The sequence below is a fragment of the Streptomyces sp. RLA131 genome (assembly GCF_056270125.1).
In genome coordinates this window covers 4,779,064-4,793,516 of record NZ_JBWDOQ010000002.1, presented here as the reverse complement: position 1 = coordinate 4,793,516, position 14,453 = coordinate 4,779,064, and the positions used below count along the sequence as shown (strand labels likewise).

At 71.0% G+C, this 14,453-nt stretch carries 17 protein-coding genes and 1 pseudogene; 13 read left to right on the top strand and 5 right to left on the bottom strand.

All coding sequences use genetic code 11. The features are described 5' to 3' along the window. The first annotated feature begins 88 nt into the window (after positions 1-88). From RWE79_RS22705 to RWE79_RS22685, 5 genes are all read left to right on the top strand, one after another. The gene (locus RWE79_RS22705; RefSeq protein ID WP_475941900.1) at positions 89-292 is read left to right on the top strand and encodes a cold-shock protein; all 204 of its coding nucleotides are present in this window, start codon (positions 89-91) and stop codon (positions 290-292) included. 142 nt (positions 293-434) lie between these two features. Beyond that, positions 435-698, top strand: coding sequence for an SCO5918 family protein (locus RWE79_RS22700; protein WP_475941899.1), 264 nt, complete (start codon positions 435-437; stop codon positions 696-698). 29 nt (positions 699-727) lie between these two features. Then, on the top strand, positions 728-1,225 hold the full coding sequence (locus tag RWE79_RS22695) for an NUDIX domain-containing protein (RefSeq protein WP_475941898.1): 498 nt from the start codon (positions 728-730) through the stop codon (positions 1,223-1,225). A gap of 228 nt (positions 1,226-1,453) precedes the next feature. Continuing rightward, complete coding sequence (locus RWE79_RS22690) at positions 1,454-1,846, top strand: hypothetical protein (RefSeq protein ID WP_475941897.1); 393 nt, start codon at positions 1,454-1,456, stop codon at positions 1,844-1,846. A gap of 126 nt (positions 1,847-1,972) precedes the next feature. After that, positions 1,973-2,698 carry a rhomboid family intramembrane serine protease gene (locus RWE79_RS22685; RefSeq protein WP_475941896.1) on the top strand — a complete coding sequence of 242 codons (726 nt, stop codon included), beginning with the start codon at positions 1,973-1,975 and terminating at the stop codon, positions 2,696-2,698. Here RWE79_RS22685 and RWE79_RS22680 read toward each other — a convergent pair. Next, a complete protein-coding gene (locus RWE79_RS22680; protein ID WP_475941895.1) occupies positions 2,620-3,219 on the bottom strand; it encodes a histidine phosphatase family protein in 600 nt (199 codons plus the stop codon). The two genes, RWE79_RS22685 and RWE79_RS22680, sit on opposite strands and share 79 nt — an antisense overlap. A 228-nt stretch (positions 3,220-3,447) precedes the next feature. Here RWE79_RS22680 and RWE79_RS22675 point away from each other — a divergent pair, with 228 nt between their 5' ends. Beyond that, positions 3,448-4,155: a hypothetical protein gene (locus RWE79_RS22675; protein ID WP_475941894.1), complete on the top strand. Its 708-nt coding sequence runs from the start codon at positions 3,448-3,450 to the stop codon at positions 4,153-4,155. A gap of 89 nt (positions 4,156-4,244) precedes the next feature. On the opposite strand, the gene RWE79_RS22670 is transcribed toward RWE79_RS22675, so the two are convergent. After that, positions 4,245-4,805: an antibiotic biosynthesis monooxygenase gene (locus RWE79_RS22670; RefSeq protein WP_475941893.1), complete on the bottom strand. Its 561-nt coding sequence runs from the start codon at positions 4,803-4,805 to the stop codon at positions 4,245-4,247. Between RWE79_RS22670 and RWE79_RS22665 the strand changes: the two are divergent. Next, positions 4,804-5,193 (top strand): annotated as a pseudogene (locus tag RWE79_RS22665) (aromatic-ring hydroxylase C-terminal domain-containing protein); the annotation flags it as partial. The gene RWE79_RS22670 and the pseudogene RWE79_RS22665 overlap by 2 nt on opposite strands. Positions 5,194-5,424: 231 nt before the next feature. Further along, positions 5,425-6,180, top strand: a complete 756-nt coding sequence (locus RWE79_RS22660) for an SDR family NAD(P)-dependent oxidoreductase (protein ID WP_475946021.1) — start codon at positions 5,425-5,427, stop codon at positions 6,178-6,180. Positions 6,181-6,186: 6 nt separating this feature from the next. Here the strand turns inward: RWE79_RS22660 and RWE79_RS22655 are convergent, their stop codons facing one another. After that, complete coding sequence (locus tag RWE79_RS22655) at positions 6,187-6,813, bottom strand: hypothetical protein (RefSeq protein WP_475941892.1); 627 nt, start codon at positions 6,811-6,813, stop codon at positions 6,187-6,189. A 63-nt stretch (positions 6,814-6,876) separates the two neighbouring features. Here RWE79_RS22655 and RWE79_RS22650 point away from each other — a divergent pair, with 63 nt between their 5' ends. Both RWE79_RS22650 and RWE79_RS22645 read left to right on the top strand, forming a co-directional pair. Then, positions 6,877-7,815 carry a 5'-methylthioadenosine/S-adenosylhomocysteine nucleosidase family protein gene (locus RWE79_RS22650; RefSeq protein WP_475941891.1) on the top strand — a complete coding sequence of 313 codons (939 nt, stop codon included), beginning with the start codon at positions 6,877-6,879 and terminating at the stop codon, positions 7,813-7,815. Positions 7,816-7,912: 97 nt separating this feature from the next. Next, positions 7,913-8,413 (top strand): lamin tail domain-containing protein, encoded by a 501-nt coding sequence (locus RWE79_RS22645; protein WP_475941890.1) that lies wholly within the window; start codon positions 7,913-7,915, stop codon positions 8,411-8,413. A gap of 93 nt (positions 8,414-8,506) precedes the next feature. On the opposite strand, the gene RWE79_RS22640 is transcribed toward RWE79_RS22645, so the two are convergent. Continuing rightward, complete coding sequence (locus RWE79_RS22640) at positions 8,507-9,700, bottom strand: RtcB family protein (protein ID WP_475941889.1); 1,194 nt, start codon at positions 9,698-9,700, stop codon at positions 8,507-8,509. 229 nt (positions 9,701-9,929) lie between these two features. Between RWE79_RS22640 and RWE79_RS22635 the strand changes: the two genes are divergently transcribed. The 3 genes from RWE79_RS22635 (at position 9,930) to RWE79_RS22625 (ending at position 12,743) form a co-directional block, all read left to right on the top strand. Next, positions 9,930-10,697: a hypothetical protein gene (locus RWE79_RS22635; protein WP_475941888.1), complete on the top strand. Its 768-nt coding sequence runs from the start codon at positions 9,930-9,932 to the stop codon at positions 10,695-10,697. A 65-nt stretch (positions 10,698-10,762) separates the two neighbouring features. Further along, entirely contained in the window at positions 10,763-11,467 is a 705-nt protein-coding gene (locus tag RWE79_RS22630; RefSeq protein WP_475941887.1) for a DUF3558 family protein, read from the top strand. A gap of 133 nt (positions 11,468-11,600) precedes the next feature. Continuing rightward, the gene (locus tag RWE79_RS22625; protein WP_475946019.1) at positions 11,601-12,743 is read left to right on the top strand and encodes a DUF2637 domain-containing protein; all 1,143 of its coding nucleotides are present in this window, start codon (positions 11,601-11,603) and stop codon (positions 12,741-12,743) included. Between the two features lie 4 nt (positions 12,744-12,747). Here RWE79_RS22625 and lysS read toward each other — a convergent pair whose 3' ends face one another. Further along, positions 12,748-14,424, bottom strand: coding sequence for a lysine--tRNA ligase (gene lysS, locus RWE79_RS22620; protein ID WP_475941886.1), 1,677 nt, complete (start codon positions 14,422-14,424; stop codon positions 12,748-12,750). Between the last annotated feature and the right edge of the window lie 29 nt (positions 14,425-14,453).

Below are 14,453 nucleotides of genomic sequence, written 5' to 3'. Positions count from 1 at the left end.
CGCCTGACGGGATGTGACCCTCGGGCGCATTTTCGTTTTTACGAACGCCCTGAAATAACCAGCGGTGCCACCACCAGAGGAGAATGACATGGCCACCGGCACCGTGAAGTGGTTCAACGCGGAAAAGGGCTTCGGCTTCATCGAGCAGGACGGCGGCGGCGCCGACGTCTTCGCCCACTACTCGAACATCGCCAGCTCCGGCTTCCGTGAGCTCCACGAGGGCCAGAAGGTGTCCTTCGACGTCACGCAGGGCCAGAAGGGCCCGCAGGCGGAGAACATCGTCCCGGCCTGATCCGGGCAGTAGCACCACAGGCCGCGGGCCCGCATCGTCTCGATGCGGGCCCGCGGCTTCGCTGCCTGCGCGGCTACCTTCGTCCGCCGTTCCGTGAGAGTCTGGGATCGCCGGTTTCAGTCGCCTACCCCCTAGCTGAGGCATGATGCGTGTCACCATCGCCCGCCGACACTTCTACATCCACGCGATCGAGGTGGAGCAGGCGATGAGCGGGGTCACCCCCGAGCCCGTCTCCGGCCCCTCGGTCAAGATCGGTGGGGTCATGTACCCGCCCATGCAGGTCGGCGCCGTGGTGACCCGGCAGGACCGCCGTGACTTCAGCGCCGGCGAGGTCATCCGGGCGATGCGCGCCCTGGGCTTCGTGTGCGAGACCAGCGCCAGCACCGGCAGCAGCAACACCCTCTGATTGTCAGAGGGCACCGGCATCATGGGGTGATGCCGTCCAGCCCTCACCGGCCCGCGACCGAGTCGATGACACTCCTCGTCGCCGCCGTGATCGTCCACGATCGCCAGCATGACCGCGTCGTGCTCCTCCAGCGCGGCCCCGGGTCGAAATTCGGCCAGGGCATGTGGGATCTGCCGAGCGGGAAGAACGACCCCGGCGAGCCGGTCACCGCGACCGCCGTGAGGGAGCTGCGCGAGGAGACCGGCCTCGTCGTCGATCCGGCCTCGCTCCGGCTGGCCCACCTCATCCACGCCTCCTGGGGCGTGGAGTCCCCCAACGGCTTCCTCACCGTCGTCTTCGCCACCGACCGGTGGTCCGGCGAGCCCGTCAACGCCGAACCGGCCAAGCACACCCAGGTGCGCTGGGCGGAGACCGGGGCCGTCCCGGCGCCCTTCGTGCCCAGCACGCGGGGCGCGCTCACCCGGTATCTGGCCGGCGAGGCGTCGGTCTCGCTGCACGGCTGGGACGGGCCGCCCGGCCCCCGGTGACCGCTGGTCGCCCGCCGTGCCCCTGCGGGGCCTCCGGTCACGCACGGTGACAGCCCGTGCCGCTGACGTGGTGCGCCGGCCCGGGTTGAACACCTTCGCACGGCCATCCGTATCCCTCACCGTCCGAGATCGTCACGCACGTACGCACCCGTATGCCGGCTGCTGCCTGCCGTCCGCCCTCTGCCGCATGTCCGCCGAGACCGATATCGAGATCGTGAGGACCAGCCGATGACCACCGCTCACACCAACCTCTCCTCCCTGCAGGCCCTCCCCAACGGGGAGGCCGAGCTGCAGTTGGTCGTCCACCTGCGCTGGGAGGATCTCGCCGCTCTCGGCCGCGAGGCCAGCCGGCTGGCCGTGCGCATGCAGCGTCCGGTGGGCCTCGACGAGGCCGCCACCCACCACCTGCGCAGCCGCCTCGCCGCCCCCGCGGCCCCGGCCCCGTCCGCCCCTGAGCCCGCCGCGCCGGCCGCCGCGCCCATCGCCATCACCGCCGGCCACGCGCCCCAGCCCGCGCAGCAGACCAGCACCGGCGCCCACGCCGGCCCGGCCGAACACACCGCCCGGGTCTCGTCGCTGGCCGGCCGCGCCCAGCCGGAGCCGAGCAGCGCGGCGGGGTAGCACCCAGCCGCGCCATGACATCTGTCACCCCGGTCCGATGACCGCGGCATCTGCTCACGCGGGGCCTCCACAGGGCACCCTGGCGTCGGAGAACCACTCCGACCGGCACCAGGGGGACCCGCAGACATGGACACGTCCGGCAACGGCCTCGCCAACTCGCTGCTCTACGCCGCCCTGCTGTGGCTCGCCGTCCTCATCGGCGGGCGTATGCGGCCGCACCGGACGTTCACGCCCGGGCGCCCGTACGGAGCCCTCGCGCTGTGGGCGGTCGTCGCCGTCCCCTCACTCCTCCAACTGACCCTCGTACCGTCGCTGTACGACACGCTGCACCGCGACCCCGGCCTGATCGTCCATCACGGCCAGTGGTGGCGGGTGATCACCGCTGCCGTGGTCCAGGACGGCGGGCTCCACGGCACGCTGTTCAACCTCGCCTCGCTCGCCGTGGTCGGGTACGTCGGCGAGCGGGTCTGGGGCGCCCGGGCCGTCTGGGGGCTCTTCGCCGCCTGCGCCCTGCTGATGAATCTCCTCGGCGTGTGGTGGAACGCCGAGGGCGGCGGCAACTCGGGCGCCACCTTCGGCCTGGCCATGACCCTCGCCGGGGCGGCACTGCTGCGCGGCGACGCCGGGCCCGTACTGCCGGTTCTGCGCGTGTCGGCCCTGCGCGTGCCGGCTGTTCTCGCCTGTGGTGCCGCCGTCGCGCTGGTGGCCCTGGGTGACGGGCACGGTGTGGTGGCCCTGTTCGGGGCGGCTTGCGGCGCGGCGGCGGCCGGCGTTCACAAGGTCCGCAGCGCGGCGGGCAGATGCCCGGTGTCGTTGCAGAACAGGACCGAGGACAGCCGGCCGGGGGTGTAACGGATCACCGTGAGCGCCGCGTTGTTGTGGTTGAGGCCGAGCCAGCGCCACGGCGGGGCGTCCAGCGCGTCCCGTACCAGCCAGCCCGCCAGGAAGTTGTGCGTGACGATCAGCTCGTGGAGCTCGCCCTCACCCTCGGCCGGGCCGGTGAAGCGCCCCAGTGCCTGGCCCGCGAGCACCGCGCCGTCCTCGGCCTCCTGCTCGGAGGTGTCGGACAGGAACCGCAGCAGGTAAGCCGCGGTGTCCTCCGGCAGCTCGTCCTTGTCGGGGACGTACGGGACGTAGTCCCCCGCCACCTCCGACTCGTGCAGCGGCACGCCGTCCAGCTGCCCGGCTATCAGCCGCGCGGTCTGCGCCGCCCGGGCCAGCGGTCCGTGGTGGACCACGGACAGCGGCACCTCGCGCAACCGCTCGCCCAGCAGGGTGGCCTGCCGGCGGCCGGTCTCCGAGAGACCGCTCTCGTCGGGGAGCGCCTGGCCATGCCGGGCGAGGTACAGATAACGGGTCGCGCTTCGTGTCATGTCCTAGGCGACGTAAGACCGGGTGCTCCTGGTTGCCCCCACGGGCGGATCGGCCGCGGCGCGGACCGTACCGCTGCGGCACCCCGAAAATGTGGGGGCGGCATTGTAGGGCTCCGGGGCCCAGTTGTGAGGGGGATGTGTAAGCAGGGGCCTACGGGACTGTTCGCTCGCAGGTTCGTATGGCAGTCTCACTTTCGTCGTCATCCTCACGACCGAAGAGAAGACCCTGTGGCGCCTCTGCCCATCACCCTCGCGGCACGTCTGTTGCCCACCGCCATACTGGCGATCGTCGGCTGGTCCATGTCGACGAGCGGCGACACGACCACGACCGCCTCCGGCCAGGGCTCCTCCTCGTCGGCCGCGCCCTCGGCCTCCGCCTCGGCTCCGGGATCGACCTCGACCTCGGGCACCGGCACCGGCACCGGCGCCACGTACTCCAAGCCCCCCGCCTCCTGCACCTCCATCACGACCGCCACCCTCAAGAAGCTCGTACCGGACGTCAAGCCGGCCGGCAAGGAACTCAAGCTCACCGACCCCACGCACCGCACCGGCTGCTCCTGGAACGCGCTCAAGGGCTTCGACTACCGCTGGCTCGACGTGACCTTCGAGATCTCCTCCGGCGGGGACGGCGCGAACGCGACGACCGCCGAGCAGGTGGCGCGGAAGACCTACGCCCAGCAGAAACGATCATCCAGTCTGACCGGGGTGGGCGACGAGGCCTCCGTGAGCACCGCGCTGACCACGGACGACGGCCAGCAGACGGAGGAAGCCGTGCTGGTGGTGCGCCGGGGCAACGCCCTGATCACCGTCACCTACAACGGCAGCGACTTCGAGTCCAAGAAGGCCCCGAGCGCCGCCGACGTCCGCCAGGGCGCCCTGACGGCCGCCAAGGAGGCGCTCAGCGCGCTGGGCAAGTCCTCGACTGTCGCCTCCTGAGTTCCGGGCGCTGAGTTTTGGGCGCTGAGTCCGGGCGCTGAGTTCCAGGTCCTGAGTTCCTGAGTTCCTGAGTTCAGGTTCTGTGCCGGTCAGGGCAGCGGGTACAGCCAGCCACGCAACAGCCTGCCGAGCGCCGGCATCACGGCATAGGTCAGCAACGGCGCGATGATCAGCGGAAACAGCACGCCGCGCAGCAGCAGCGGCAACTGCGTCAAGTGCGGGGTGACCTGCCACTGCAGGAGCACGGACAGCGGGTACACCGCGCAGAAGGTGACCACCACCATCTTCCAGCGCGGCGGGCTCGCCGTGGCCGGCAGATGGAACCAGGTCTCCATCCCGGTGGGCCGCCGGTGCGCCGCGATCTCCACAGCGATGCCGTTCGCCGCCTCCCGCCAGGCAGCCCGCTCCTCGGACCCCAGCCAGGCCGCCAGCCGTGGGCCGTCCCGGAAACGCAGCACCGCGTAGTAGTCACGTACCTGGGTGGCCGGACGCAGCCACACCACGCCCTCGTGGCCCGGAAAGCGGACCGCGCGCTCGGTGATCCCGTGCGCCCACTCCCGGAACTCGTCCTCCCTGCCGGGATTCACCCGCCAGGAGAAGACCACCGTCACCGACTCGTCCGGTCGACCGCCCTCCGTCTCCTCGCTCATGGGTTCACCGTCTCAGCTCGCACACCGGACCGGCGGGCATGACACCCGGACCGGGGGCCCTGCCCCCGTCCGCCACGGGCGGCCTCGGCGGCCGGGGCCGCTACGGCTGCTCGGCGGTGAGGTAACGCTGCACGGTGGGCGCCGGCCAGGCGATTCCCCCTACTGTTGCCAACGAACGTGGGGAAGCGCGCACCCGACCTCCGGCCGGCCGACGGCGGCCGTCTCCACGAGGCCCTGCGCGGGCAGGTTCGTCCTGGTCACGCCGGCCGGGGAGACCGCCGGCGACGCCCCGGCCGGCCCCCGCGTCACCTCGGTCACCTGGGCCGGCCGGCGCCGCACCACGGTGCTCGTACGCCCCGACGGCCACATCGCCTGGGCCTCGGACACAGCCGGCCCGGCAGCCCTCGGGACGCCCTCGACCGCTGGACCGGACCGGACATATGACGGCTGCCACGGCAAGGCACGGACGGTGTGGCTGCCGTGCTGCTTCGACCGGCCGCCCTGCGGACCTGCGGACCGGCCGCCCTGCGGACCTGCAGACCTGCCCACCAGGCGACCGGCCGCCCGGCGCCGCCTATGCTGCACGCACAGCCCCTCACCCGGCGAAAGGCCCCGCGACATGAGCCCCCGCACCGCAGTCGTCACCGGCGCAAGCAGCGGCATCGGCGCCGCCACGGCCCGCAGACTCGCCGCCGCCGGCTACCACGTGGCCCTGACCGCCCGCCGCGCCGACCGTCTGGAGTCCCTCGCCAAGGAGCTCACCGCGACGGGCGCCTCGGTATCCGTCCACCCCCTCGACGTCACCGACCGGGCCGCCGTCGACGCCTTCGCCGCCTCCCTGGACGCGGTCGACGTCCTGATCAACAACGCGGGCGGTGCGTTCGGCGCCGAGTCCGTCGCCACCGCCGACCCGGCCGACTGGCGCGCGATGTACGAGGTCAACGTCCTCGGCGTGCTCAACGTCACCCAGGCCCTCCTGCCCGCCCTCACCGCCTCCGGCGACGGCACGGTCGTCGTCCTGTCCTCCACCGCAGGCTTCGTCGCCTACGAGGGCGGCGGGGGTTACGTCGCCGCCAAGCACGGCGCCCACGCCATCGCCGCCACTCTGCGCCTGGAGCTGAGCGGCGAGCCGGTCCGGGTGATCGAGATCGCCCCCGGCATGGTCAAGACCGACGAGTTCGCCGTCACCCGTTTCCGCGGCGACACGGACAAGGCCGCCGCCGTCTACGCGGGCGTCGCCGAGCCCCTCACCGCGGACGACGTGGCCGACACGGTCGCCTGGGCGGTCACCCGGCCCAGCCACGTCAACATCGACCTGCTGGTGGTCCGGCCCCGGGCGCAGGCCGCCCAGCACAAGGTGCACCGCCAGTCCTGAGCCACCTCACCGGGCAGAGGGCCGGGGCTCCGGGGCCCGCTCAGGCCCCGGGCCCGGCTCCGGCCCCGGGCGGGCCCGCCGGGCGAACAGCCCGGCGTACTGCACCACCTGAACCGCCAGCCCCGCCACCACCAGCGCCTCGAACACCGACAGCGCCACCAGCAGGCCCCCGCCCTGCCCGCTCGCCCAGTAGACCAGCAGCCCCACGAGCGGCACCACGCAGAACGCCGTCAGGTCCACCACGCACTGGATCGCCTTGCGGACGGCCCGCCGCCCGTCCCCCCGATGGGCCGTCTCCCACCCGAAGACCCTTTCCCGCCCCGGCCCTTCCCCCTCCGTGACCCCGGCCAGCCGCGCCAGCCTCGGCCCGAGGTCATCGCGTACGTAGCCACCGATCGCCGAGATCTTCTGGTCGTTCATCAGATACGTCCAGCCCAGCACCAGGCACACCGGCGGCAGCGCCAGCAGCATCGACGTCTGCCGGGACTGGGCCGTGGTGACCACGACCGCCGCCACCGCCGTGAGCGTCACGTACAGCAGGTTGTCGCGGAACCCGATCCTTGCCTTCTGCTCGTCCTTGACGCACGCGTACTCCGCCAGCAGCAACTGCCCGGCCGTCACATCCCGCTCCACAACACCCCTCCCGCCGGGCACACTTGAGCCATCACCGTAAGCGGCGATTGCGAGGACGATCCAGTGGTCGACGAAATGCCCACAGCCGTGATCCTCACCGCCCTGTCGCTGGAGTACGACGCCGTACGGGCCCATCTCACCGGTGTCCAGGAGCGGGCCCATCCCGGCGGCACCCTGGCCGAGACCGGCCGGCTCCCGGGCAGCGCCTGGCGGATCGCCCTCGTGGAGATCGGCGAGGGCGCCCGCAACGCCGCCGCGCTCACCCAGCACGTCATCGACTGGCTCGACCCGGCGGCCGTCGTCCTCGTCGGCGTGGCGGGCAGCCTGCGCGAGGAGATCGCGATCGGCGACGTCGTCGTGGCCACCAAGGTGTACGCGATCCACGGCGCCAAGGAGACCGAGGACGGCACCCGCGTACGGCCGGAGGCCTGGTTCCCGTCCCATCGCCTGACGCAGGCGGCCCGTTCGGCCCTGCGCGGCCGGACCGGTGTGCACTTCAAGCCGGTCGCCGTCGGCGACATCGTGATCGCCCACTCGGGCTCCCCGACCACCGCGCACATCGCTCGCCACTTCAACGACGCCGTCGCCATCGAGACGGAGGGCTCCGGCGTGCTCCACGCCGCCCGGCTCGGCAACCTCGACGCCCTCGTGGTCCGCGGCATCAGCGACCGCGCCGACTCCCGCAAAACCCTCGCCGACGCCTCCGGTACCCAGCCCGACGCCGCCCGCAACGCGGCTGAGGCCGCCGTCGCCATCCTCCGCAAAGCGGTCCCGGCCACGCGCACGGCCACCGGCGCGGCCGCGCACGCAGCGAACGGCGCAGCCACCGGCCTGCCGCCCGAACCCATCGAGATCGGCAAGGGCGCCACCTTCAAGGAGCAGGTCATCGGCAAGGACGTCCGGGGCGAGGAACTCCCCGGCGGCAGGCCCACCCGTCTCAGGATCGGCGAAGGCGGCGTCTTCGAGGGCCCCGTCATCGGCAAACGCGTCACCGGGCGATAACTACCCGCCCATAGCCATTTGTTCACATTGTTGTAACCTTGGACCTCCGCCGCGCACAGGGGAGGCGCGGCCCCGTTCCGACCAGGGGGGAACTCCAGTGAACAACCGTGCCCGCATCGCCGTGGCGGCCGTCGCCGCAGCGTGCGCCGCCGTCGTTCTGACGCCGGCCCAGGCGCAGGCCGCCGAGTACCACTCGGCGCTGAAAGTCCGCGGCGCCCAGTACGACGCGCCCGGCAGCGACTCCAACAGCTGCTCCTCCGGCAACACCGCCGACGAGTATCTGACGATCAAGAACTACTCGTCCTCGGCGACCATCAACCTCAAGGGTTACGTCGTCGAGGACGCCACCGGCAATCGCTTCACCTTCACCGCGAGCCACTCGCTCCAGCCCGGTGACTACGTGAAGCTCCGCGGCGGCCACGGCACCGATTCCGACAAGCACAACGTGGTCTACCGCGACAACTGCAACTTCATGTGGAACAACGACCGCGACACCATCTACCTGTACAAGCCCTCCGGCAGCCGCTCGGATGTCCACGCCTACACCAGGAGCGGGTCCGACCCCGACGGCAACGGCTACATACGCTTCCACAACTGATAGCCGGACGCCCCCGCCCCCGCCTCCCGACCTGATGGACCGGGGGCGGGGGCGGGGGCGGGAGCGGGGGCGAAGACAGAGCCGGAGGCTCGTTCAGCCCTTCACACAGACGACCTGCTTGAGCTTGGCGACGACCTCCACCAGGTCCCGCTGCTGGTCGATGACCTTCTCGATCGGCTTGTACGCACCCGGGATCTCATCGACCACGCCCGAGTCCTTGCGGCACTCCACGCCCCGGGTCTGCTCCTCCAGGTCGCGGGTGGTGAACCGCTTCTTCGCGGCGTTGCGGCTCATCCTGCGGCCGGCGCCGTGCGAGGCGGAGTTGAAGGACCGCGCATTCCCCAGCCCCTTCACGATGTACGAGCCGGTGCCCATGGAACCGGGGATGATGCCGTAGTCGCCGCTGCCGGCGCGGATCGCACCCTTCCTGGTCACCAGCAGATCGAGGCCCTCGTAACGCTCCTCGGAGACGTAGTTGTGATGGCAGGAGATGACCGGCTCGAAGGTGACACCGGCCTTCTTGAACTCCTTGCGCACCACGTCCTGGAAGAGCGCCATCATGATCGCGCGGTTCCGCTTGGCGTAGTCCTGCGCCCAGAAGAGGTCACGCCGGTAGGCGGCCATCTGCGGGGTGTCGGAGATGAAGACGGCGAGGTCGCGGTCGATCAGGCCCTGGTTGTGCGGAAGCTTCTGGGCCTCGCCGATGTGGTGTTCGGCGAGCTCCTTGCCGATGTTGCGGGAACCGGAGTGGAGCATGAGCCAGACAGCGCCGGACTCGTCGAGGCAGAACTCGACGAAGTGGTTGCCGCTCCCGAGGGTTCCCATCTGCTTGACGGCACGGTCATGACGGAACCTGACCGCCTCCGCCAGCCCGTCGAACCCGGCCCAGAAGTCGTCCCAGCCCGCGGTGGGCATGCCGTGGAAGCGCCCGGGGTCGATGCCCTCGCCGTGCATGCCACGACCCACCGGGATGGCCTGCTCGATCTTCGAGCGCAGCCGGGACAGGTCACCGGGAAGATCGTTGGCGGTCAGCGAGGTCTTCACCGCGCTCATGCCGCAGCCGATGTCGACGCCGACCGCCGCCGGGCAGACGGCGCCGTGCATGGCGATGACGGAGCCGACCGTGGCGCCCTTGCCGTAGTGGACGTCGGGCATGACGGCGAGGCCCTTGATCCACGGGAGGGAGGAGACATTGCGCAGCTGCTGCATCGCTCCGCCCTCCACGGTGGCGGGGTCGGTCCACATACGGATGGGAACCCGGACGCCGGGCACTTCGGTGTAGGACATTTCAATCCCCCAAGACTGAACAACGGACAAATCGGTACGGCAAAACAAGTCTCGTCGAAAAATGAAATCAAGGACAAAGGCGCAGGAAAAGCCCCATGATCGGGCGGCCGCGTCGGCGGGTGCGGTAGACATTGTGTCCACCGGCCGCAGACACGCGCCACGGGATTTCGAGGAAGGGGCCAGGTCAGTGCAGCCATCGGGAGACCGTCCTCACCCGTCGCGCGCCGCCGTGCGCGCTCTCGCGGCGGGAGCCGTGCTGGCGCTGGCGGCGCTGACGGCCTGCACCGGCACGGGGAGCTCGGACGGCTCCACGGCCGACGGCAAGGCGGCGAACGCGGCGACGAGCGCCTCCGCCGCGCCCCCGGGGAAGTACCAGGTGCTGCCGGAGCCCTGCGGGGCGGTGAGCGCCGGCACGCTCAGGGCGCTGGTACCCGACGCGGCGGACTACACGGGCGAGGCGGAGGTGACGTACGACACGGACCGCCGGGTCGGGTGCGAGTGGACGGGCCGGACGGACGAGGGCAACCGCTATCTGCACGTCGACTTCCTGCGCGTGGTCTCGTACGACACCACGGTGAGCGACGAGACGCAGGCGCGCGCGGACTACGACGAGAAGGCGGTCGCGGCCGGCATCGAGACGGCGGCCTCCCCGACCGCGTCGGCATCGGCGTCCGCGTCCGCGTCGGCCTCCGGATCACCGTCCCCGTCCGGCTCCTCCTCCGGTTCGGCGTCGGCGTCGGCCTCCGCCGACGACTCCGCCCTCGCGCCGCGCGCGCTGAGTGATCTCGGCAACAGCGCATATCTGGACGATGTTCTCAAGAACCGTGACTCCGGGGTGCACCGGGACATCACCGTTGTTTTCCGGAAGTCGAATGTGCTGGTCACCGTCGAGTACTCGCAGTGGTCGACGGACAATTCAGTCGATCCCGGCAGCCAGGATCTCCAGGACGGCGCCCGCAAGGTGGCCGCGGAGCTCGCAGATCAACTCGACGAATAACCCATAACGCGTAGTCTGGCCGTTTGCTGTCAGTACGAATTCAGTACGAAGTGAGCGAAGGACACATGCAACGATCAGCCAAGCGCCCCGCCCGACTGTTCGCCTGCGCGGCCGCCGCGACCATCTCGGCAGCCCTCGTCGCCGGTTGCTCGTCGGGTTCGGACTCGGCCGCGGACTCCGGTTCCCCGGCGAGCGGTTCGGCCTCCGCCTCGGCTTCGGCCTCCGCCTCGCCGACTCTGGCCGCGGCCAAGTACGAGGCGCTGCCCGAGCCTTGCAGGACCTTGTCCGCCAAGACCGTCAAGTCGCTGGTGCCGAAGGTGAAGGACGCCTCCGGTGACGCGGCGAAGTCGTCCGAGCCGCAGGCGCGCGGCGGTTGCTCCTGGAACGGCCTGGACGGCTACCAGTACCGCTGGCTCGATGTCGCGTTGCAGCGCTTCGACCCGGTCGCGGGTATCGGCTCGGCCGAGAGCCAGGCGGAGAAGCGGTACGCGGAGCAGCTGACGGAGTCCAAGGCCGTCAAGGGTGCCGAGGCGACGACCGTGGACGGTGTCGGCGACCGGGCCACGACGGTGTCGGTCGAGGTGAAGAAGGACAAGGAGCAGTACCAGGACGTCACGGTGATCGCGCGCACCGGCAATGTGGTCGTCGTCGTGTCGTACAACGGCGCGGGCTTCGAGGACGCCAGGACGCCGAAGGCGGCGGACATCCGCAGCGGCGCGGTGAGGGCCGCCAAGGAGGCCGTGGCGTCCGTCGCGGCGAAGAACGCGTAACAAACACCACCCCTCCTGTACTGATTGCGGTGAATTAGGCCGACTTGCCCGGCGTTTTGTATGACAGGCTGGCCCCCGCCAGTACGGGGAGAGTGCTGCAGTGGCAGGAGGGGCAGGCGTGGCCGCGATACCTATGACCCGAACGCACCGGATCTTGGCCGGTGTGGTGGTGGCGGGTGCGGTGGTGATCGCCGCGATCGGCTTCGCGGGCTCGTACGCGGCCGTGCGCGAGCTGGCGCTCGCCAAGGGCTTCGGCTGGTTCGCGAACGTCTTCCCGGTCGGCATCGACGCGGGCATCGTGGTGCTGCTGTCGCTGGACCTGCTGCTCACCTGGCTGCGGATCCCGTTCCCGCTGCTGCGCCAGACGGCATGGCTGCTGACGGCGGCGACCATCGCCTTCAACGGCGCCGCCGCCTGGCCGGACCCGCTCGGGGTCGGCATGCACGCCATCATCCCGGTCCTGTTCGTGGTCAGCGTCGAGGCGGCGCGCCACGCGGTCGGCCGGGTCGCGGACATCACCGCCGACCGGCACATGGAGTCCGTACGCATCACCCGCTGGGTCCTCGCACCCTGGCCGACCTTCCGGCTGTGGCGGCGGATGAAGCTGTGGGAGCTGCGCTCCTACGACGAGGTGATCCGGCTGGAGCAGGAACGTCTCGTCTACCAGGCCCGGTTGCGGGCCCGGTACGGACGGGCCTGGCGCCGCAAGGCCCCGATCGAGGCACTGATGCCCCTGCGGCTGGCCAAATTCGGGGTGCCCCTGGCGGAGACGCTCCCGGCGGTGCCGGCCGAGCTGTCGGTGACCGCCGCGCCGGACCCGGAGTCCCGGCCGGCCCCTGAGGCCATCGCGGCCCCGGTACCCATCCCCGTCCAGCGCCAGGCCGTGCCGCCGATCGACGCCAACGGACTGCCGACCCCGCCCTGGGCGCCGTCCCCGACGCCGCAGCCGGAGCCGATGTGGCAGCCGGAGCCGGAGGCCGTCCAGCAGTTCCAGCCCCGGCCGGCCTCCAACGGGCGCCGTCCGCTCGCGGCCGGCCCGGAACCGGAGCCGCCGTCCATCACGCCCCCGGACGGCGTGTCACGCGAGGACGCGTACTTCCACGCGTACCGCACGCTGATCGCCGAAACCGGCGAGCGCCCGAACGCCCGTCGCTTCGTGCGCAAGCTCAACGAGCTGTACGGCGGTGACATGCTCCCGGAGCGAGCCGTGGTCAACGACATCCGGGAGCTGCACGAGCGCTTCAGCAGCGAGATGGACAGCCAGTACGTGCCGTAGTAGGTCAGGCTCCCAGCAGCAGCCGCACCCGGTCGGCGCCCACGGCGAGCAGCAGCGTGGGCAGCCGCGGCCCGGTGTCGCGGCCGACCAGCAGCTTGTACAGGAGCGCGAAGAACGACCGCTGCGCCACCTTCAGTTCGGGCGTCGGCTTGGCGTCGGGCTCCAGACCGGCCTGGAGCTTGGGCACCGCGTAGACCAGCGTCGTCAGCCCGTCCAGCGACCAGTGCGCGTCCAGCCCGTCCACGAGCAGCTTCAGCGCCTGCACATCGCTGTCGGACAGCGCGGCGAGCGTCTCGCGGTCCGGCTCGGTGCGCAGCTGCGTACGGGCCTCCGGCTCGACGTGGGTGTTGACCCAGTTCACGGCGCAGTCCAGGCGGGGCCGGGCCTCGTCCAGCGTGCGCAGCGGCTGTTCCGGGTCGAAGTCGCGCAGGATGCGCAGCGTCTGCTCCTCGTCGCCGGTGGTGATGTCGACAACCGAGGCGAGGGTACGGAAGGGCAGCTTGCGCGGCGTCGTCGGCAGCACCCCGGACGCGGTGCGCGCGGCGCGGGAATGCACGGCCACGTCGACCGCGGCGGCGGTGCCCGCCTCGATCCTGCGCTCCAGGGCGTCCCACTCGTCGTAGGTACGCGAGATCTCGTCCCCGAAGGAGATGTTGAAGGCCTGGTTGGGCCTGCGCCGCGCGTACAGCCAGCGCAGCAGCTGCGGCTCCATGATCTGCAGCGCGTCGGCCGCGACCGGCACGCCGCCCTTGGAGCTGCTCATCTTGGCCATGCCGCTGATGCCGACGAAGGCGTACATCGGCCCGATGGGCGGCTCGGCGCCGAAGATCTCGCGGACCAGCTGGCTGCCGACGGTGAAGCTGGAGCCCGGCGAGGAGTGGTCGACGCCGGACGGCTCGAAGTCCACGCCCTTGAAGGCCCAGCGCATCGGCCAGTCGACCTTCCAGACCAGCTTGCCGTGGTTGAACTCGTTCAGGAACACCGTCTCGCCGTGCCCGCACGCGCAGGTGTAGGTCAGCTCGGTGCTCTCGTCGTCGTACGAGGTCACCGTCGTCAGGTCGCGGTCGCAGACGGAGCAGTACGGCTTGTACGGGAAGTACTCGGCGACCGGGGCCGTGTCCTCGTCGTCCTGCTCGGTGCCGGGCTTCTTCTTCGTACGGTAGCGGCCCAGCACCTCGTCGATCCGGCCGCGCTCGCGCATGGCGTGCAGGATCTGCTCACGGTAGGTGCCCGCGGTGTATTCGTCCGTCTGGCTGATCTCGGTGACCTCGACGCCCAGCGTGCGCAGCGCGGCCCGGAAGGGCGCCTTGAAGTGGTCGGACCAGGTCGCGTACTCGCTGCCCTCGGGCGCGGGGACCGCGGTGAGCGGCTTGCCGATGTGCTCGGCGAAGGAGGGGTCGTAGCCCGCCGGGACCTTGCGGTACCGGTCGAAGTCGTCCCAGGACAGGATGTGCTCGCAGTTGACGCCACGGCGCTTGATCTCGTCCGCGACCAGGTGCGGGACCATGATCTCGCGCAGATTGCCGAGGTGGATCGGCCCGGAAGGGCTGATACCGGAGGCGACGACGACCACCGGCGCGCCGGCACCCGATTTCGCAGTGCCCGGGGCCCGCCGCTCGGCTTCCGCGATGACGTCGTCCGCGAAGCGGGCGACCCAGTCGGCCTCGGTGCTCTGAGCCACTGTCTCGACTTCCTTCCAGAGAATTAGCG